Source organism: Micromonospora sp. NPDC048040 (assembly GCF_055587185.1).
On sequence record NZ_JBVJGT010000001.1, the window covers coordinates 62305 to 80116 of the forward strand.

General features: G+C 74.8%; 14 protein-coding genes. 4 read left to right on the top strand and 10 right to left on the bottom strand.

The window, feature by feature from the left end:
• Positions 1 to 79: 79 nt before the first annotated feature.
• Positions 80 to 2437 (top strand): transketolase-like TK C-terminal-containing protein, encoded by a 2358-nt coding sequence (locus tag ACZ6O2_RS00255; RefSeq protein ID WP_466021515.1) that lies wholly within the window; start codon positions 80 to 82, stop codon positions 2435 to 2437.
• Between the two features lie 54 nt (positions 2438 to 2491).
• On the opposite strand, the gene ACZ6O2_RS00260 is transcribed toward ACZ6O2_RS00255, so the two are convergent.
• Together ACZ6O2_RS00260 and ACZ6O2_RS00265 are read right to left on the bottom strand one after the other, a co-directional pair.
• Positions 2492 to 4051, bottom strand: a complete 1560-nt coding sequence (locus ACZ6O2_RS00260) for a metallophosphoesterase (RefSeq protein WP_350704716.1) — start codon at positions 4049 to 4051, stop codon at positions 2492 to 2494.
• Between the two features lie 58 nt (positions 4052 to 4109).
• Positions 4110 to 5285, bottom strand: a complete 1176-nt coding sequence (locus ACZ6O2_RS00265; protein ID WP_466021516.1) for a PQQ-dependent sugar dehydrogenase — start codon at positions 5283 to 5285, stop codon at positions 4110 to 4112.
• A 112-nt stretch (positions 5286 to 5397) separates the two neighbouring features.
• Here ACZ6O2_RS00265 and ACZ6O2_RS00270 point away from each other — a divergent pair, with 112 nt between their 5' ends.
• Positions 5398 to 6324, top strand: coding sequence for a 2-hydroxyacid dehydrogenase (locus tag ACZ6O2_RS00270; RefSeq protein WP_350704720.1), 927 nt, complete (start codon positions 5398 to 5400; stop codon positions 6322 to 6324).
• A gap of 19 nt (positions 6325 to 6343) precedes the next feature.
• On the opposite strand, the gene ACZ6O2_RS00275 is transcribed toward ACZ6O2_RS00270, so the two are convergent.
• Positions 6344 to 6721, bottom strand: a complete 378-nt coding sequence (locus ACZ6O2_RS00275; protein WP_393266884.1) for a PH domain-containing protein — start codon at positions 6719 to 6721, stop codon at positions 6344 to 6346.
• Positions 6722 to 6926: 205 nt separating this feature from the next.
• Between ACZ6O2_RS00275 and ACZ6O2_RS00280 the strand changes: the two genes are divergently transcribed.
• Positions 6927 to 9317: a putative bifunctional diguanylate cyclase/phosphodiesterase gene (locus ACZ6O2_RS00280; RefSeq protein WP_466021517.1), complete on the top strand. Its 2391-nt coding sequence runs from the start codon at positions 6927 to 6929 to the stop codon at positions 9315 to 9317.
• 44 nt (positions 9318 to 9361) lie between these two features.
• Here the strand turns inward: ACZ6O2_RS00280 and ACZ6O2_RS00285 are convergent, their stop codons facing one another.
• From ACZ6O2_RS00285 to ACZ6O2_RS00310, 6 genes are read right to left on the bottom strand one after another with little or no spacing between them, the layout of a single operon-like run.
• Positions 9362 to 10105, bottom strand: a complete 744-nt coding sequence (locus tag ACZ6O2_RS00285; protein ID WP_357453587.1) for a copper homeostasis protein CutC — start codon at positions 10103 to 10105, stop codon at positions 9362 to 9364.
• Positions 10105 to 11118 (bottom strand): asparaginase, encoded by a 1014-nt coding sequence (locus ACZ6O2_RS00290; RefSeq protein WP_466021518.1) that lies wholly within the window; start codon positions 11116 to 11118, stop codon positions 10105 to 10107. Before ACZ6O2_RS00290 ends, ACZ6O2_RS00285 begins: the two co-directional genes overlap by 1 nt.
• Entirely contained in the window at positions 11115 to 11987 is an 873-nt protein-coding gene (locus ACZ6O2_RS00295; protein WP_466021519.1) for an amino acid ABC transporter permease, read from the bottom strand. The genes ACZ6O2_RS00290 and ACZ6O2_RS00295 overlap by 4 nt, the downstream gene beginning before the upstream one ends.
• Complete coding sequence (locus tag ACZ6O2_RS00300) at positions 11984 to 12628, bottom strand: amino acid ABC transporter permease (protein ID WP_466021520.1); 645 nt, start codon at positions 12626 to 12628, stop codon at positions 11984 to 11986. The genes ACZ6O2_RS00295 and ACZ6O2_RS00300 overlap by 4 nt, the downstream gene beginning before the upstream one ends.
• A 16-nt stretch (positions 12629 to 12644) precedes the next feature.
• Positions 12645 to 13598, bottom strand: coding sequence for a glutamate ABC transporter substrate-binding protein (locus tag ACZ6O2_RS00305; RefSeq protein ID WP_357453574.1), 954 nt, complete (start codon positions 13596 to 13598; stop codon positions 12645 to 12647).
• Between the two features lie 17 nt (positions 13599 to 13615).
• The gene (locus ACZ6O2_RS00310; RefSeq protein ID WP_350704733.1) at positions 13616 to 14344 is read right to left on the bottom strand and encodes an amino acid ABC transporter ATP-binding protein; all 729 of its coding nucleotides are present in this window, start codon (positions 14342 to 14344) and stop codon (positions 13616 to 13618) included.
• Positions 14345 to 14537: 193 nt separating this feature from the next.
• On the opposite strand from ACZ6O2_RS00310, the gene ACZ6O2_RS00315 reads away from it, so the two are divergent.
• Entirely contained in the window at positions 14538 to 15731 is a 1194-nt protein-coding gene (locus ACZ6O2_RS00315; RefSeq protein WP_350704735.1) for an ROK family transcriptional regulator, read from the top strand.
• Between the two features lie 137 nt (positions 15732 to 15868).
• On the opposite strand, the gene ilvD is transcribed toward ACZ6O2_RS00315, so the two are convergent.
• Complete coding sequence (gene ilvD / locus ACZ6O2_RS00320) at positions 15869 to 17716, bottom strand: dihydroxy-acid dehydratase (RefSeq protein WP_466021521.1); 1848 nt, start codon at positions 17714 to 17716, stop codon at positions 15869 to 15871.
• Positions 17717 to 17812 lie beyond the last annotated feature (96 nt).

Genomic DNA, 17812 nt, shown 5'->3' on the forward strand with positions numbered 1-17812 from the left:
CGGCGGCCCCGTACCCGCGTAACCCCGCCCGCCCCCGACCGGCCGTCAACGGTGACGCGCCGGACCCCTGGAGCCGAACGTGAACCGAACCGACCTCGACGTCCTCGACGAGATCCAGCAGCGGGTGCTCTGGCTCGCCACCCGGATCGTCGACGCGGCCAACCACGACCGCGACACCGGCGACGGGGTGAAGGTCGGCGGGCACCAGGCGTCCAGCGCCTCGCTGGTCACCGCGATGACGGCGCTGTGGTTCGCGCACCTGGACGCCGAGGACCGGGTGGCGGTCAAGCCGCACGCCTCGCCGGTGTTCCACGCCATCCAGTACCTGCTGGGCAACCTGGACCGGTCGTACCTGACGACACTGCGGGCCCGGGGCGGGCTCCAGTCGTACCCGTCGCGCACCAAGGACCCGGACGAGGTGGACTTCTCCACCGGCTCCGTCGGGCTCGGCGCGGCGGCGCCGCTCTTCGCCGCCGCGACGCGGCGCTACGTCGACGCGCACTTCGGCGCCCGCCCGCACTCCCGGTTCGTCGCGCTGATCGGCGACGCCGAGCTGGACGAGGGGAACATCTGGGAGGCGGTCGCCGACCCGGCCACCACGGGCCTGGGCAACGTGATGTGGCTGGTCGACTTCAACCGACAGTCGCTCGACCGGGTGGTGCCCGGGGTGCGGATCAACCAGTGGCGGGGCCAGTTCGAGGCCGCCGGCTGGCACGTGGTCGAGGTCAAGTACGGCCGCCGGCTCGCCGAGGCGTACGCCCGGCCGGGCGGGGAGCGGCTGCGCGACTGGATCGACGCGATGCCGAACGAGCAGTACCAGTCGCTGTTCGGGCTCGCCGGGCCGGCGCTGCGCAAGCAGTTCCTCGACGGCGCGCCCGACGGGATCGAGGCGTTCATCGCCGACATCGGCGACGACGAGCTGGGGCCGCTGGTCACCGACCTGGGCGGGCACGACATGGCGGCGATGCTCGACGCGTACGCCCAGTGCGACGCCGTCACCGACCGGCCCAGCGTGGTGTTCGCGTACACGGTGAAGGGGTGGGGGCTGCCGATTGCCGGCAACCCGCGCAACCACTCGGCGCTGCTCACCACGGAGCAGGTCGACGCGCTGCGCGCCGCGCACGGCCTGACGCCGGGGACCGAGTGGGACCGCCTCGACCCGGCGTCCCCGGCCGGCATCCGGGCCGGCGAGCGCCGCGAGGCGCTGTCCCGCGCGCCCCGCGAGCGGGCGCTGGGGGTCACCGTCCCGGAGGGCACGCGGGTACGCGCCAACAAGCCCATCTCGACGCAGGAGGTCTTCGGCCGGGTGCTGGTCGAGTTGGCCCGCAACCCCGAGGTCGGCCGCTACCTGGTCACCACCGCGCCGGACGTGGCCACCTCCACGAACCTCGCCGGGTTCATCAACAAGACCGGTGTCTTCGCGCCCACCGAGCAGCGTTCCTGGACCGAGGACCGGATGCTGCGCTGGACGGAGAGCCCCGCCGGCCAGCACATCGAGCTGGGCATCTCGGAGATGAACCTGTTCCTGCTGCTCGGCCAGCTCGGCCTGGCCTGGGACCTGTCGGCCCAGCCGCTGCTGCCGGTCGGCACGGTCTACGACCCGTTCGTGCTGCGCGGGCTCGACGCGTTCCTCTACGGCACCTACTCCGGCTCCCGGTTCGTGGTCGCCGGCACCCCGTCGGGCATCACCCTCGCCCCCGAGGGCGGGGCGCACCAGTCGACCATCACCGCGTCGGTCGGCCTGGAGCTGCCGGGGGTGACGTTCCTCGAACCCGCGTACGCGGCCACGCTGGACTGGCTGCTCTGCGACGCGTTGGGCCAGATCGCCGGCGGGTCGACCCCGTCGGCGACGGCCGCGCCGGCCGAGGACGGGGCGTACTACTTCCGGCTCAGCACCCGCCCGATCGACCAGGCGCCGTTCGAGGCGGCCCGGGCCCGGCTCGGCGACGCGGTGCTCCGCCGGCAGGCGGTCGCCGGGGCGTACCGCCTGGTGGACGCCCACCAGACGTACCCGCACCTGGCCGACGCGCCGGTCGTGCAGCTCGCCGCCTCCGGCGCGGTGCTGCCGGAGGTGCTCGTCGCGGCGGCGGAGCTGGCCGAGGAGGGCATCGCCGCGCACGTCGTCGACGTCACCTCGCTGGACCGCCTCTACCGGGCCTGGCAGCGCACCCTGCGCCAGGGCGTCCGTACGGCGACCGTGCCGAGCGTGCCCGGCGCGCTGCGTTCGGCGTTCGCCGACCGGGTGCCGGTGGTGACCGTGCACGACGCCGCCTCGCACGCGATGGCGTGGCTCGGCTCGGCGGTCGGCGCCCCGGCGGTGCCGCTCGGGGTGGACGAGTTCGGCCAGTCCGGCAGCGTCCACGAGCTGTACGAGCTGCACGACCTGCTGCCCGGCAGCATCGTCAACGCCGCCCTCGCCGCCCTGTCCCTGCGCTGAACCGGCCCGGGTCGGGTGTCGCGCGGACGGTCGTCCGGCACCCGGCCCGGCGGGTCAGCGGGTCGGGGTGGGGGTGACGGGGGCCGGGACGCCCGCCTTCGGCTTCTCCACGATGTGCCGCTCCAGGTTCACCTGCGCCTGGCCGGTGCCGCCCACGGTGATGTCGTCGTACGCCTGGAGCAGCTTGTCCTTGTCGAAGTAGAGGACGCTCATCGTCAGCGGGGTGGGCTTCTCGCCCTCCAGACCGCGCAGCCCGGCACCGCCCGTGGAGCCCTGCACCAGCAGTTGGGTCGGCATCTGCCCGGGCACCTCCGGCAGCTTCGACACCTGCCGGCTGTGGGTGTGCCCGGCGAGCACCAGCGGGCAGGTGCCCGACAGCGGACCGGCCGAGGCCGGGTCGTGCACCAGCGCGATGTTCACCGGCTGCGGCGAGCTGCGCACCGTGGCGGCGAGCTGGTCGCCGGCGCCGATCACCTGGTCGGCGACCTGCTTGGTGAGGCCGCTGCCCGCCGGTGAGGTGTTCTTGTCGGGCGTGAATCGCGGGTCGCCGATGCCGGCGATGGTCAGCCCGGCGACCGTGGTGGTGGTGTTGTTGAGCACGACCGCGTTCGGCTGGCGGGCCACCGCCGCCGCCGTCCGGCCCGAGTCGTGGTTACCGCGGATGAAGACGTACGGCTTCTTGAGCAGGCCGATCGAGCCGACGAACGAGGCCTCCGGCTCGCTGCCCCAGTCGGTCATGTCTCCGGTGTCGATCACCACGTCGATGCCGAACTGCTCCACGACGGTGCGGATGAGCTGCCAGCCGGTCGGATTGAGGTGCATGTCGGAGACGTGCAGCACCCGGGTCGTGCCGGGCGCCGGCTCGTAGACCGGCAGCGACGACACGGTGGTGTAGAGCTGGCTGACGTTGCCGACGATGTGCTGGAGCTGCTCGGCGTAGCGGGTGTAGTCGTTGGCGATCCGCCGGGCGTCGCCGACGATCGCGGGGGCGTTGACCAGCAGCCCCTCGTAGCGTGGCTCCTCGATGGCCTGCGGCCGGAGGGTCGCCGCGGCGGTGCCGAGGCCGCCGGCGGTGATCACCAGCGCCAGCCCGCCGGCCCAGGCCGCCCGGCGGGCGTCGCGGAAGACCAGCAGGGCCAGCAGCAGGGTCACCAGCACGGCCGACGCGAGCGTACGCAGACCGAGCCGCATCACCCCCTCGCGGACGTCGTCGACGGCGGTCTGGCTCGCCCGGTTGATGCTGGCCGGGTCGTCGATCAGCGCCTGGACGCGGCTCTGGTCCAGCGCGCCCAGCTCGACCGTCAGATGCGTCGGCCCGTCGTGGCTGTCGAGCAGCAACGCGCCCAGCGGCGGGATGTCGACGGTGGTGCTGCCGCTGACGGCCGGGGCCACCGTGAGGTCCGCCTGGAACGGGCCGATGTCGGTGCTCACCCGGCCGCCGGCGAGCACGCCGACGACCACCCCGACCAGGGTGACGACCAGGACCGCCAGCGTCACCCCGGCTGTACGGAGCGCGCGCCGGCCGGCCCGGTCGCGGTCGCCCCGGCGGGCACCACCGGTCACCGGGGCGTCCTCGTCCCGGTGCTCGTGCTGCTCGTTCTCCTGCCCGTCCATGTTGAGATTCTGACCTGCCCAGTGAGGGATCTTGGTAAACCCGGCGGAGCCCGTCGAGTCAGCTCCGGCCGGCGCCGCCGTCGGCGAACACCAGACGCAGCAGCCGGTCGTCCTCGGGCGCGGGGTCGCCCCGCCCGTCGTGGTTGGAGGTGCTCACCCAGATCGAGCCGTCGGGCGCGGCGGCCACGGCCCGCAGCCGCCCGAACCGCCCGGTCAGCAGCTCGCGCGGCTGGCCGAGCACCGTGCCGGTGTCGGTCAGCTCGACCAGCCACAGCCGCTCGCCGCGCAGGCACGCGGTGACCAGCAGCCGGTCCGCGGCGGCCAGCCCGGAGCAGGAGGCGTCCGACGTCGGCCACTGGGTGATCGGGTTGACGTAGCGCTTGTCGTCGTCGCGTCCCTCGACCTGCGGCCAGCCGTAGTTTCGCCCCTTGGTGACCTGGTTGATCTCGTCCCAGGTGTTCTGGCCGAATTCGACGGCGTACATCCGCTTGCCCGGGTCCCAGGCGAGCCCCTGGACGTTGCGGTGGCCGAGGGACCACACCGGGGACTTCGGGAACGGGTTGCCGGGCGCGGGCTTGCCGTCCTTGGTGATCCGCAGGATCTTCCCGCCGAGGCGCTTGACGTCCTGCGCCTGCGGCCGGTCGCCGGCGTCGCCGGTGCTCGCGTAGAGCAGGCCGTCCGGGCCGAAGGCGAGGCCGCCACCGTTGTGGATGCCCGCCTTCGGGATGCCGGTGAGGATCGGGGTGGGCGTGCCGCCGAGCTCCAGCCGGGCGATCCGGTTGTCGCGCTCCGTCGTGTAGTAGACGAAGACCGACTTGTCGCGCTGGTAGTCGGGGGAGACGGCGATGCCCATCAGCCCGCCCTCGCCGGACGCGGCCACGTCGGGGACGGTCTGCACCGGGGTGACCTTCAGCCCGTCGGGCCCCGACTCGGGGCCGACCCGCAGGATCCGGCCGCTGTCCCGCTCCGTGACCAGTGCGGCGCCGTCGGGCAGGAAGGCGATGCCCCACGGCACCCGCAGCCCCTTGGCCAGCACGGTGGTGACCACCTCAGTGCCGGCGCCGCCGGCGCTCGCCGTCGTCGAGGGGGTCGGGAAGGTCGGCGGCTCGCCGGCCGGGTCCGGCTCGGGCTCGCCGAAGCTGCAACCGGCGGCCGCGAGCAGCAGCGCCGCGCACGACGCCGCCAGGGCCGCCCGGAGGCGGCGGGTGCGAGGGTACGGGGGACGGGCGCTCACCCGGCCCAGGGTAGCCGGCCGGGGCGCCGTACCGGGGCCGACGGATCGGACCGGGTGCCGCGATCCGCCCCGCCCGGCCGGCGGCCCGGCCGGGGGCCTATCGTCGGCGGGCGTGAAGGTATGGATCCCGCACGAGTCCGGCCGTGCGCTCCTCGGGGAGCTGCCCCGGGACGTCACCGTCGAGGTGGTCGAGGACCCCGCCCGGCTTCCCTCGGAGGCGGCCGGCGTCCGGTTCTGGGTGCCGCCGTTCCTGGCCGGCGGCGACGCCACCGCGCTGCTGGGCGAGCTGCCCGACCTGGCGGTGGTGCAGCTCCTCTCCGCCGGGGCGGACGCCTGGGCCGGCCGGATCCCGGAGGGGGTGACGCTCTGCGACGCGCGGGGCGTGCACGATCCGTCCACCGCCGAGTGGGTGGTCGCGGCGATCCTGTCCCAGCTGCGGGCCTTCCCGGCCATGGCCCGGGCGCAGGCCCGGCGCGAGTGGGCGTACGGGGAGGTGGCCCCCACCGACGAGCTGGCGGGCAAGCGGGTGCTGATCGTCGGGGCGGGCTCGATCGGCTCGGCGGTGCGGGACCGCCTCGCGCCGTTCGAGGTGAGCTTCACCCTGGTGGCCCGTACCGCCCGTCCGGATCAGGGGGTGCACGGTGTCGAGGAGCTGCCGGGCCTGCTGCCCGAGGCCGACGTGGTGGTGCTGCTGGTGCCGCTGACCGAGCAGACCCGGGGGCTGGTCGACGAGACGTTCCTCGCGGCGATGCGGGACGGCGCGCTGCTGGTGAACGCCGCGCGCGGCCCGGTGGCCCGCACCGAGGCGCTCGTCGCCGAGCTGCGGACCGGCCGGATCTCGGCCGCGCTGGACGTCACCGACCCGGAGCCGCTGCCCGCCGACCACCCGCTGTGGGCGATGCCGAACGTGCTGCTCACCCCGCACGTGGCGGGCTCGGTGCGCGGCCTGCTGCCGCGGGCGTACCGGCTGGTCGGGGAGCAGGTCCGGCGGTTCGCGGCCGGCGAGCCGTTGGTCAACGCGGTCGTGGACGGCTACTGACCGGCGCCGGCGTGGCGGGTCAGCCGGCCGCGTCGGGCAGGGTCTGGCCGGTGGCCTCGACCAGCCGCGGCAGGTCGGCGCCGCGGACGGCCGGCAGCAGCACCGCCTGGCCGTCGTCGAGTCGGGCCACCGCCCGGCCCCGCGCGTCCGGGGCCAGCTCCACGACCCGGTCCCAGCTGATCCGGCGCTGCCCGACCAGCGCCCGCAGGCGCAGCTCGCGGGCGTCCACGTCGGTGCCGGCCCGCCACGCCCAGACCCCGACGGCGAGCGGGACGAGCAGCACCGGCAGCAGGTACCACCGGGCGCCGGCCAGCGGCAGGGCGCCGATGAAGGCGATGATCGCGGCGGCCAGGATCGCCTGGTTGTGCCGGAAGCGGACGGTGCCGGAGCTGCTCACCCCCCGATGATCCCACCCCCGCCGCCCCCGGCACGCGCCGGGCGGCGCCGGGCCCCACCCGACGGCTGGCAGTGACGAGGGCCACTGTCGCCTCGGCGTCACCGCGTGCCTGCGCGCTCGTTGGCGATAGATGGGCAGCGGACCCACCTCGTTCCGGCGCCCCGCGCCGCCGCACCGCCCGTGCCCCCTCACGAAGGCGACCGCCGTGCCCCTCGCGTACCCGTCCCACGCCCTCGCCCGCCGTCCGGCCGTGCCGGAGGCCCTCGTCCTCGCCGCCGTCGCGCTGCTCCTGCTCGCCGGCGCGGCCGGCCGGATGCCGGCCCCGGCCGTCGTGGCGCTGGCGGGCGCCGCCGGCTCCGCGCTGGCCGGCGCGCGGCTGTCCCGGCTGGCCGCCGGCTCGCCCACGTCGGCGCCCAGCGGTTCCCGGGCGGCCCGCCGCCGCGTGGCGCTGCCCCGTCGCGTCGCCGTGCTGCTCGACGCCGCCGTGGTGACGGCGGGGCTGGCCGCCGCCGTCCTCCCGCTCGCAGACCCCCGCCACCGGCCCGCCGTCGCAGTGGCGGGGCTGGTCGTCGCCGCCCCGCTCTTCGCCGCCGGGCTGCCTTCGCAGGCGCGGACGCCGCACCCGGCCGCCCGGGTCCGGCTGCGGCGGGCCCTCGACGCGACCGCCGCCGGCCTCGGGCTGGTCCTCGCCGGTTGGCTGCTGCTGCCCCGCGACCGCCTCGACCCGCCGGCCCGGCTCGCGGCGGCGGTGGCCCTCGGCGGGCTCGCGATCGCGGTGCTCACGGCGCTGACCGGGCCGCTCCGGCGCTCCGGCGCCGCCCGGTGCCGGGGCGGGGCGGCGCTCACCCTGCTCGGGTTGGCGTTGCTGGCCGCGCTTCCGGTCGGGACGCCGCCGGTCCGGGCGGCGCTGCTGGCCGTACCCCCGCTGGTGGGCGGGGTGCTGCTGACCGCGGCGGGGGCGTTGCGGGCGGCCCGGCCGCAGCCCGACCCGCCGGCCCTGCCCATCCTCGTGTGGCCCCGGGCGGTGGTCCCGGCCGCCGCGGCCGTGACGGCCACCGGCTGGCAGCTCCGCTCCGACGGGCCGCCGGACCTCACCGCCGTGCTGCTCGCGCTCGCGGTCGCGCCGCCGCTCGTGCTCCGCGACCTGCTCCGGGCGGGCGAACCGCCACCGCCGGCCCCGGCCTCCGCCCCACCGGCCCTCGCCTCCGCCCCACCGGCCCCCACGCAGGCGCCGGGCCGCGCCGACGCCGCGGCGAGCGGCACCGAGGCGGCACCGGCCCGCGTCGACACCATGCCGACCTGCACCGAGGCGTCGGCGGCCCGGCACCGCTCGCCCGGGACCGGCCGGTCCGGCGGGCCGGCGGGCCGCGCCGAGCTGCTGCGGGCCCTCGCCGCGCTGCGGGACGCGTCGCCCCCCTGCGGCGCGCTGCTCGTCGTCGACCTGCACGTCCCCGGCGCCACCGCCGAAGGGCCCGGCCACGCTGCCCGGGAGGCCGTGACGGCCGAGGTCGCCCGTCGCGCCCGCGCCGTCGTCGGCCCAGGGGACCTGCTCGCCGACCTCACCGCCGCCGGCTTCGCGGTGGTCACCGGGACCGGCCCCGTGCTGGCGTACGCGCTGGGCACCCGGCTGCTCGCCGCGCTCACCCAGCCCTACCAGGTGCCGGGCGGGGTGCTGCGGCTGCGGGCCAGCATCGGGCTGGCCGAGGTCGCCGGCACCGCCCCGGAGGACCTGCTGCGCCAGGCCGACCTGGCCCGGCGGCGGGCCGTGCAGCTCGGCCGGGACCGGGTCGAGTGGTACGACGCCTACCTGGAGGAGCAGCTCGTCCGCCGGCTGGACCTGGAGCGGGAGCTGCCCGGGGCGGTCGCCCGGGGCGAGCTGGACCTCGTCTACCAGCCGGTGCTCGACCTGGCCGACCGGCAGCCCGTCGGCACGGAGGCGCTGCTGCGCTGGCGCAGCCCGGTCCTCGGCACGGTGCTCCCGGCCGAGTTCCTGCCGGTGGCGGAGGATCTCGACATCGTGGGCGAGCTGGGCTGCTGGGTGCTGGACCGGGCCTGCCGGCAGCTCGCCGCCTGGTCGGCGGGGAGCCGGCAGCTCTGGATGGCGGTCAACGTGACCGTCCGGGAGCTGGCCGCGCCCGACTTCGTGCCCCGCACGGCGGCCGTGCTGGACGCGTACGGGGTGCCGCCCGACCGCCTGGTGGTCGAGGTGGCGGAGCCGAGGGTGGCCGGCGAGCTGCCGACCGTGGTGGCCCGGCTGGCCGGGCTCCGTTCGCTGGGCATCCGCACCGCGCTGGACGACTTCCGGGCCGAGCACGCCTCGCTCGCCCAGCTCCGCCGGCTGCCGATCGACCTGCTCAAGGTCGGCCCGCAGCTGGTGGACCCGGCGGACCCGCAGCGCCCGCTGATCGACGTGGTGGTGGCCGTGGGGGACCGGTTGGGGCTGGACATCGTGGTGGAGGAGCTGGAGTTGCCGGGCCTGGTCGACGGCGCGCGCCGGGCCGGCTGCCGGTACGGGCAGGGCTTCGCGCTGGCGCGGCCGGCCACCGCGGAGCGGGTGGAGGCGTACATCGAGGAGTTCCCGTCGGCGTCGCGCTGACCGCTGGCCGGCGGGAAGGGGCGCCTGGCGGCGCCCTCACCACGTCACGCCCGCGCGGCCGCCAGCACCCGGCCGACCAGTTCGCCGGAGGTGCCGGAGCGCTCGTACTCGGAGCGGTGCAGGGACCCGCCCATCCGCGGCGCCGGGTTGCGGTGCACCGCCGGGCCGTCCGACGTCACCAGCGCCGCGAAGTGGTACTCCTCGGCGTTCGTCGCCTCGATGATCCGGGCGATGTTGCGCGGCGTGATACCGCCGCCCGGCATGACCACGATCCGGCGTTCCGCCCGGCGGACCAGCTCTGCGATGAGCGGGGCGCCCTCCAGCACGCTCACCTCCTGACCCGAGGTCAGCACCCGGTCCACGCCCAGCCCGACGAGCTGCTCCAGCGCCTCGAACGGGTCCCGGACCATGTCGAACGCCCGGTGGAAGGTGATGCTGGCGCTGCCGGCCGCCTCGATCAGCTTCCGGGTGGTCGGTACGTCGATGTCGCCCTCGGCGGTCAGCGCCCCGATCACCACGCCGTGCGCACCGGCGGCCACCGCCGCCCGCACGTCCCGCACCATCGCGTCGACCTCCGCCGGGGAGTAGATGAAGTCCCCCGCCCGCGGCCGGACGATGACGTGCACCCGGATCCGGTCCACGCTGCGCAGGGCCGTCTCGATGGTGCCGATGCTGGGGGTCAGTCCGCCCTCGAAGAGCGCGGAGCAGAGCTCCACCCGGTCGGCGCCGGCCGCCTCGGCGGCGACCGCCCCCTCGACGCTGTCGATGCAGATCTCGAATGTCGTCATCAGTCTTCCTTCTCCTTGCGGGGTCCCGCGGTCCAATCGATGGCGGCGGTGATCGCGCCGACCGGTTCGCCCCCGCCGAGCACCGGCACCCGGCGCAGCTCCCCGGCGCCGTCGACCGGTACGCCGGCCGCGTCCAGGGCGGTGAGGGCGATGGCGGTGGTGGCCCGGGGGCTTCCGTCGACCACCTTCACGGCGACCGCGTACCCGTCCGGGGTGGCCACCCCGAGCACGCCCTCGGCGCCGCCCTTGGCGAGCACCCCGGGCAGCGCCCGCATCAGGTCGGTGTTCGGGTGGCCGTGCCAGCCGCCGACGTGTTCCGGATGGCGGAGCATCGCCTCGGCCACCCGCGCCTCGTCGCTGCCCGGCTCCGCCAGGACCAGGGCCTGGAACGTGCGGGCCAGGCCGGTCAGCGGCAGCCCGAACAGCGGCGCGCCGCAGCCGTCCACCGCCACGGTGGTGACCGGGGTGCCGGCCAGCCGGCCGACCGTGGCGGCGACCTCGCGCTGCAACGGATGCGCCGGGTCCAGGTAGTCGTGCGTGGACCAGGACCGGGCGGCACAGGCGACGAGCATCGCGGCGTGCTTGCCGGAGCAGTTCATCCGGATCCGGCTCCGCCGGTCGCCGTCGCGGATCAGCCGTTCCCGGGTCGCCTCGTCCTCCGGCCAGTCCACCGGGCAGCCGAGCGCCTCGTCGCCCAGCCCGGCGGCGGCCAGCAGCTCGCGTACCACGGCCACGTGGCGGTCGTCGCCGGTGTGGCTGCCGGCGGCGATGGCCAGCCCAGGGCCGGTCAGCGCGCGGGCGGCCGGCGACGGGGCGGCGGTCGCGGCGGTGAGGCAGGCCAGCGCCTGCGCCGGCTTGAGGGTGGAGCGCGGCAGCACCGGCTCGTCGGGTACGCCCGCGGCGAACGCGACCGCTCCGGACGGGTTGAGCACGACCACGCTGCCGAGGTGTCGGCTCTCCACGAAACCGTTGCGCGTCACCCGGGCCAGTTCGGCGTACGGGACAGTGGTCACCGGGCGGTACCCCCTTGGACGAGAAGTGACGCCGCCGGATCCGGTTCGGCCGACTTGCGGCGTCCGGTGAGGCGACCGTTGCGGGCCTGCAGCACCCGGGCGAACTTCGACAGCGAGGCGTTGACCACCAGGTAGATCAGCGCCACCACCAGGAAGGTCTGGATCAGCAGGTTGGTGTACGAGGAGAGCACCTGACCGCTGTAGAGCAGCTCGGTGTAGCTCACCACGAAGCCGAGCGAGGTGTCCTTGAGCAGCCCGACCAGTTGGCTGACCAGGGAGGGGGCGAGCTGTAGCAGGGCCTGCGGCAGCACGACCAGCCGCATGACCTGTCCCCGCCGCAGCCCGACGGCCAGGCCGGCCTCGGTCTGGCCCCGGTCCAGCGCCTTGATGCCGGCCCGGAAGATCTCGGCGAACGCCGCCGAGTTGGAGACCACCAGGGGCACCACGAGCTTCCAGAACAGCGGGAAGTTCAGGCCGTACTGCGGGAGCGCGAAGAGCGTCACGTAGATCAGCAGCAGCGCGGGTACGGTCCGGAAGACCTCCACGTACGCGCCCGCCAGCCAGCGCACCGGCCGGTGCGCCGACAGCCGGCCGAGCGCGAGCAGCAGGCCGAGCGCGGCGCTGAGCACGGCGGTGGCCGCGGCGGCGCGCAGCGTGGCCCAGAGCCCGTCGAGCAGGTAGCGCCAGATCGGCCAGGTGGTGAAGGGCTGCCACCGGTCGGCGGCCAGCTCGCCGTAGCTCGCGAAGCGGTGGACCGCCCAGGCGAGCCCGCCGAGGACGGCGAGCGCGCCGAGCACGGTGGCGATGCGGATCCGCCGCCGGGCCCGGGGGCCCGGCTCGTCGAAGAGGATCTGCTGGGTCGGGTTCATCGGACGATCGCCAGCCTTCGTTCCAGCGTGCCGGTGAGCCGACCGATCAGCAGCGCCAGCAGCATGTAGGCGAGGCCGGCGCCGGTGAAGACGGCGATCGGCTGGGCCTCGACGAGGTTCACGTTGTTGGCGGCCTGGGTCAGCTCGACCACCCCGACGGCGGCGGCCAGGGAGGTGTTCATCAGCAGCGCGATGCAGATGTTGCCCATCGGCTGGATCACCGCGCGCAGTCCCTGCGGCAGGATGACGTACCGCAGGGACTGGCTGAAGGTGAGCCCGATGGCGCGCGCCGCCTCGGCCTGTCCCACGCCCACCGTGTTGATCCCGGCGCGGATCGCCTCGGCCAGGTACGCCCCCTCGTAGGCGGCGATCACGATGGCCGCCGAGGTGAACAGCGGGAACGTGATGCCGATCGTCGGCAGCGCGAAGACGAAGAGCACCAGCAGAGCCAGCAACGGCAGGTTCTGGAGCAACTCGACGTAGACGGTGCCGACGGTGCGCAGCAGCGGTACCGGGCAGATCCGCAGCGTCGCCACGACGATGCCCAGCAGCATCGCGCCGATGGTGGTCACGACGGTCAGCTGGACCGTCGTGACCAGCCCGTGGCCGAGTACGCCGAGGTGTGCGGTGAGGGCGTCCATGTCGGGGGAGGGATCCTCAGGAGCCCTCGACGGACCCGATCGCCGGCGGGGTGGGCGCGCCGCCCTCCACCACCGAGCCGAGGGTGCTCTCCCACACCTTCGCCCAGGTCCCGTCGGCCTGGATCTTCTTGAGCCAGTTGTTGACGAACTCCTTGAACTGGGCGTCCTCGCGGTTGAGCCCGATGCCGTACGCCTCGGTGGTGAACGGCTCGCCGACCACCTTCATACCGGGGTTCGCCTTGGCACCCGAGGCGAGCAGCGTGAAGTCCTGCACGTACGCGTCGCCGCGCTTCTGCAGCAGCGCCTGCACGGCCTGCGGGTCGGTGGCGAACGCGACCTGCTTCGACCCGGGCGCGGCGGCGGGCAGCGCGGTGACCGCCGGGGTGTTCGCGCCGACGATGACCGTCTTCCCGGCCAGGTCCTGGACGCCCTTGATGCCCGTCTCGTCCTTGCGCACCGCGACCGCCAGGCCGGAGGTCAGGTACGGCCCGGCGAAGGCGACCTGGGTGGCCCGCTGCGGGGTGATGGTGTACGTCTGGAAGACGGCGTCGACCGACTTCGCCTGGAGCATCGCCTCCCGGGTCTGGGTGCCGATGGTCACCGTCTTCACCTCGGGCTTGCCGATGATGTACTTGGCCAGCAGCTTGGCCATGTCGGCGTCGAAGCCCTCGATCTGGCCGCTGACCGGGTTCTGCTGGGACAGTAGCGGGGCGTCCAGCGAGCCGCCGATGGTCAGGTAGCCCTGCTTGCGGATCCGGTCCATGGTGGAGCCGGCCGGGATCTCGGCGTCGGAGGCCACGGGAGCGGCGTCGTACACCGACTGGGCGACCTTCTCGCCGCCCGGCCCGCCGGGCACGGCCGGCCCGGAGCCGCCGTCGCCGCAGCCGGCGGCGGCCAGCGCCACGGCCACCGCCGTGGCGGCCATCGTCACCGCGCGGCGTCGCGTGAGGTTCCTGTGCAGAATCGACATGCCACCCTCCTCGGGGGTCAGTGCTGGAGGATCTTGGAAAGGAAGTCGCGCGCCCGCTCGGTGCGGGGGGCGGCGAAGAACTCGTCGGGGGTGCCGGACTCGACGATCCGGCCGTCGTCCATGAAGACGACCCGGTCGGCGGCGCGGCGGGCGAAGCCCATCTCGTGGGTCACCACGATCATGGTCATGCCCTCGGCGGCGAGGGAGACCATCACGTCCAGGACCTCGTTGACCATCTCCGGGTCGAGGGCCGAGGTGGGCTCGTCGAAGAGCAGCACCTTGGGCCGCATCGCGAGGGCGCGGGCGATCGCCGCCCGCTGCTGCTGGCCGCCGGAGAGCTGCGCGGGGTAGCGGTCGGCCTTGTCGGCGATGCCGACCCGGTCGAGCAGGGCCAGCGCCTGCTCGCGGGCCTCGGCCTTGGCGATCCGGCGGACCTTGGTGGGGCCGAGCGTGACGTTGTCGAGCACCGTCCGGTGGCCGAACAGGTTGAACGACTGGAAGACCATGCCGACGTCCGCGCGCAGCCGGGCCAGCTTGCGGCCCTCGGCCGGCAGGGGCTCGCCGTCGATCTCGACGTCGCCGGCGCCGGCGACCTCTAGGCGGTTGAGGCACCGGCAGAGGGTCGACTTGCCGGAGCCGGACGGGCCGACCACGACCACCACCTCGCCGGCGGCCACGGTCAGGTCGATGTCCTTGAGCACGTGCAGCGGGCCGAACCACTTCTGTAGGCCGCGGACGGCCACCATCGGCCGGTCCGGGCGCGTGGACCCGGTCCGCCCGGCGAGGCCGGTTGCCGTCGTCGGTGCCACAGCTCGCCCTACTTTCTGCGATATCCGAACAAAGATTTGTGCTGGCCGAACCAACGCGGCTCATCTAATGCGAGCGACCAAAGCAAGTCAACAGGTTGCCGGAAGTAAGTTGGGATGCTAAGAACCTGGCGTGACGATTGACGACGCCCCGCGTGACGGTCTCCGCGGCGGGCCACGCGATCTGCTCCGGCTGGTGGCCAGCGGGGCGGCGGTCAGTCGTGCGGACCTCGCCCGGCTCTCGGGGCTGTCCCCGTCCACCGTCTCCCAACGGGTCGAGGCCCTGATCAGCGAAGGGCTGCTCCAGGAGACCGGGGCGGGCAAGTCACGGGGTGGACGACGCCCCCGCCAGCTCGCGGTACCCACCGGTGGCGCGCTGATCGGCGCCGTCGACCTCGGGGCGCACCACGCCCGGCTCGGCACCCTCGACCTCTCCGGTCGGGTGGTCGAGGCCCGGTCCCGGCCGGTCCGCATCGAGGACGGCCCCGAGGCCGTGCTCGGCGCGTTGCTCGACGATCTCGCCGCGCTGGTGCCCGCCGCCGACCCGGCGGTGCCCGGCCAAAGGGGAAGCTCCGCCGCCGGCGTCGACGCGTTGCGGGGCATCGGGATCGGCATCCCCGGGCCGGTGCAGTCCGGCACCGGCCGTATCGTCAGCCCCTCCCGGATGCCCGGCTGGAACGGCTTCGACGTCGGTGCCTTCTGTGCACAGCGCACGGACGTACCGGTCATCGTGGACAACGACGCCAACCTCATGGCGCTCGGCGCGCACCGGGCCGCCCACGCCCATCTGGACCATGCGGTCTACGTCAAGGCCGGCACCGGCATCGGCGCAGGGGTCATCTCCGGCGGGGCACTGCACAGGGGCGCCCAGGGCTCCGCCGGGGACATCAGCCACTGCCGGGTGGTGGCCGACGCGGCGCCGCTGTGCAGCTGCGGCAACACCGGCTGCCTGGAGGCGGTGGCCAGCGGGGCGGCCCTGGTCGCCGCCCTGCGGGAGCAGGACGTGCCGGTCGACGACCTGACCGGCGTGATGCGGCTGATCGAGGACGGTGACCGGCACGCCACCGCCCTCGCCCGCCGCGCCGGCCGGGCGATCGGCGAGATCCTCGCCGTGGTGGTCAACTTCTTCAACCCGCAGGTCGTCGCGATCGGCGGCCGGCTCGCCGAGTGCGAGCCGTTGTTGGCCAGCATGCGGGCGACCCTCTACGAGCGCTGCCTGCCGCTGGCCACCGAGGCGCTGCTCATCGAGCGGGTGGTCGCCGGCCCGGACGTCAGCATCATGGGCGCGGCGCACCTGGTCATCGACCGGGTCGTGGACCCGTCCTGACGCCGGTTTCGGACCCGGGCGGGTCGGCGTGAGCCGGGCGTCGCCCGGAACGTCGGTCCGCGCGTGGCGAGCACGTGCTCCGGCGCCCGGCCGACCAGCTCGGCCGGCCGGGCGCCCTGCCGGTACGGGCCGGGGCGCTACTCGGGGACGCGGCGGTAGGCGCCGTCGCTGGCCGAGGTCGCCATCGAGGCGTACGCGCGCAGCGCCGCGGACACCGGCCGCTGCCGGTCGACCGGGGTGTACGGCCGGTCGCGCTTCTCCTGGGCGATCCGGCGTGCTTCCAGCACGTCGGGGGCCACGTTCAGCTCGATCGAGCGGCCCGGGATGTCGATGACGATCTCGTCGCCGGGCTCGACGAGCGCGATCAGCCCGCCGGAGGCGGCCTCGGGGGAGACGTGCCCGATGGACAGGCCGGAGGTGCCGCCGGAGAAGCGCCCGTCGGTGAGCAGCGCGCAGGCCCGGCCCAGCCCCCGGCCCTTCAGGAAGGAGGTGGGGTAGAGCATCTCCTGCATGCCGGGGCCGCCCTTCGGCCCCTCGTAGCGGATCACCACCACGTCGCCGGCGACGACCTCCTTGGCGAGGATCGCCGACACGGCGTCGTCCTGGGACTCGTAGACCTTGGCGGGGCCACGGAAGGTCAGGCACTCCTCGGGCACCCCGGCGGTCTTCACCACGCAGCCGTCCGGGGCCAGGTTGCCGTGCAGGATGGCCAGCCCGCCGTCGGCGCTGTAGGCATGGGCGAGGTCCCGGATGCAGCCGCCGGCCGCGTCGGTGTCCAGCGACGACCAGCGGTTGGTGGTGGAGAACGGCTCGGTGGTGCGCACCCCGCCGGGCGCGGCGTGGAACAGCTCGACCGCCTCCGGCGTCGGCGAGCCGCCCCGGACGTCCCAGTCGGCCAGCCAGCGCTCCAGGCTGGGGGAGTGCACCGCGTGCACGTCGCGGTTGAGCAGGCCGGCCCGGTCCAGCTCGCCGAGGATGGCCGGGATGCCACCGGCCCGGTGCACGTCCTCCATGTGGTACTGCGGGGAGTTCGGCGCGACCTTGGCCAGGCAGGGCACCCGGCGGGAGATCGCGTCGATGTCGGCGACGTCGAAGTCCAGCTCGGCCTCGCGGGCGGCGGCGAGCAGGTGCAGGATCGTGTTGGTCGAGCCGCCCATCGCCACGTCCAGGGCGACGGCGTTCTCGAACGCGGCCCGGCCGGCGATCGCGCGGGGCAGCACGGAGGCGTCGTCGCCGTCGTACCACCGCTTGGCGATCTCCACGGCGGTGCGGCCGGCCTCGACGAAGAGCGACCGGCGCGCGGCGTGGGTGGCCAGCGTCGAGCCGTTGCCCGGCAGGGCCAGCCCGATCGCCTCGGTGAGGCAGTTCATCGAGTTGGCGGTGAACATGCCGGAGCAGGAGCCGCAGGTCGGGCAGGCCGACCGCTCGATGGCGCCGAGCTGGTCCTCGGTCACGGCCTCGTTGGAGGCCGCGACCATCGCGTCGATCAGATCGATCTTGGAGTGCACCACGCCCTCGATCGCCACCGTCTTGCCGGCCTCCATCGGCCCGCCGGAGACGAAGACGGTCGGGATGTTCAGCCGCAGCGCGGCCAGCAGCATGCCCGGGGTGATCTTGTCGCAGTTGGAGATGCAGACCAGGGCGTCGGCGCAGTGCGCGTTGACCATGTACTCGACGGCGTCGGCGATCAACTCCCGGCTGGGCAGGGAGTAGAGCATGCCGCCGTGGCCCATGGCGATGCCGTCGTCCACCGCGATGGTGTTGAACTCGCGGCCCACCCCGCCGGCCTCGGCGACCGCCTCGGCGACCAGGCCGCCGAGGTCCTTGAGGTGCACGTGACCGGGTACGAACTGGGTGAAGCTGTTGGCGATGGCGACGATCGGCTTGCCGAAGTCGTCGTCGGTCATCCCGGTGGCCCGCCACAGGGCCCGGGCGCCGGCCATCGTCCGACCGTGCGTGGAGGTCTTCGACCGCAGCTCAGGCATGCCTACCAGTGTTGCACCGCCGCCGGAGCACCCGTCGGGGACGCGCGCCGTGTCCCAAAGGATGCACACCCGGGGCCCCACGCGGGACCCTCATCC

Bases quoted from the DNA above. Each gene is read 5' to 3' on its own strand.
- ACZ6O2_RS00295 (WP_466021519.1), bottom strand. From the start codon at position 11,987: ATGAACCCGACCCAGCAGATCCTCTTCGACGAGCCGGGCCCCCGGGCC.
- ACZ6O2_RS00285 (WP_357453587.1), bottom strand. From the start codon at position 10,105: ATGACGACATTCGAGATCTGCATCGACAGCGTCGAGGGGGCGGTCGCC.
- ACZ6O2_RS00305 (WP_357453574.1), bottom strand. From the start codon at position 13,598: ATGTCGATTCTGCACAGGAACCTCACGCGACGCCGCGCGGTGACGATG.
- ACZ6O2_RS00260 (WP_350704716.1), bottom strand. From the start codon at position 4,051: ATGGACGGGCAGGAGAACGAGCAGCACGAGCACCGGGACGAGGACGCC.
- ACZ6O2_RS00300 (WP_466021520.1), bottom strand. From the start codon at position 12,628: ATGGACGCCCTCACCGCACACCTCGGCGTACTCGGCCACGGGCTGGTC.
- ilvD (WP_466021521.1), bottom strand. From the start codon at position 17,716: ATGCCTGAGCTGCGGTCGAAGACCTCCACGCACGGTCGGACGATGGCC.
- ACZ6O2_RS00310 (WP_350704733.1), bottom strand. From the start codon at position 14,344: ATGGTGGCCGTCCGCGGCCTACAGAAGTGGTTCGGCCCGCTGCACGTG.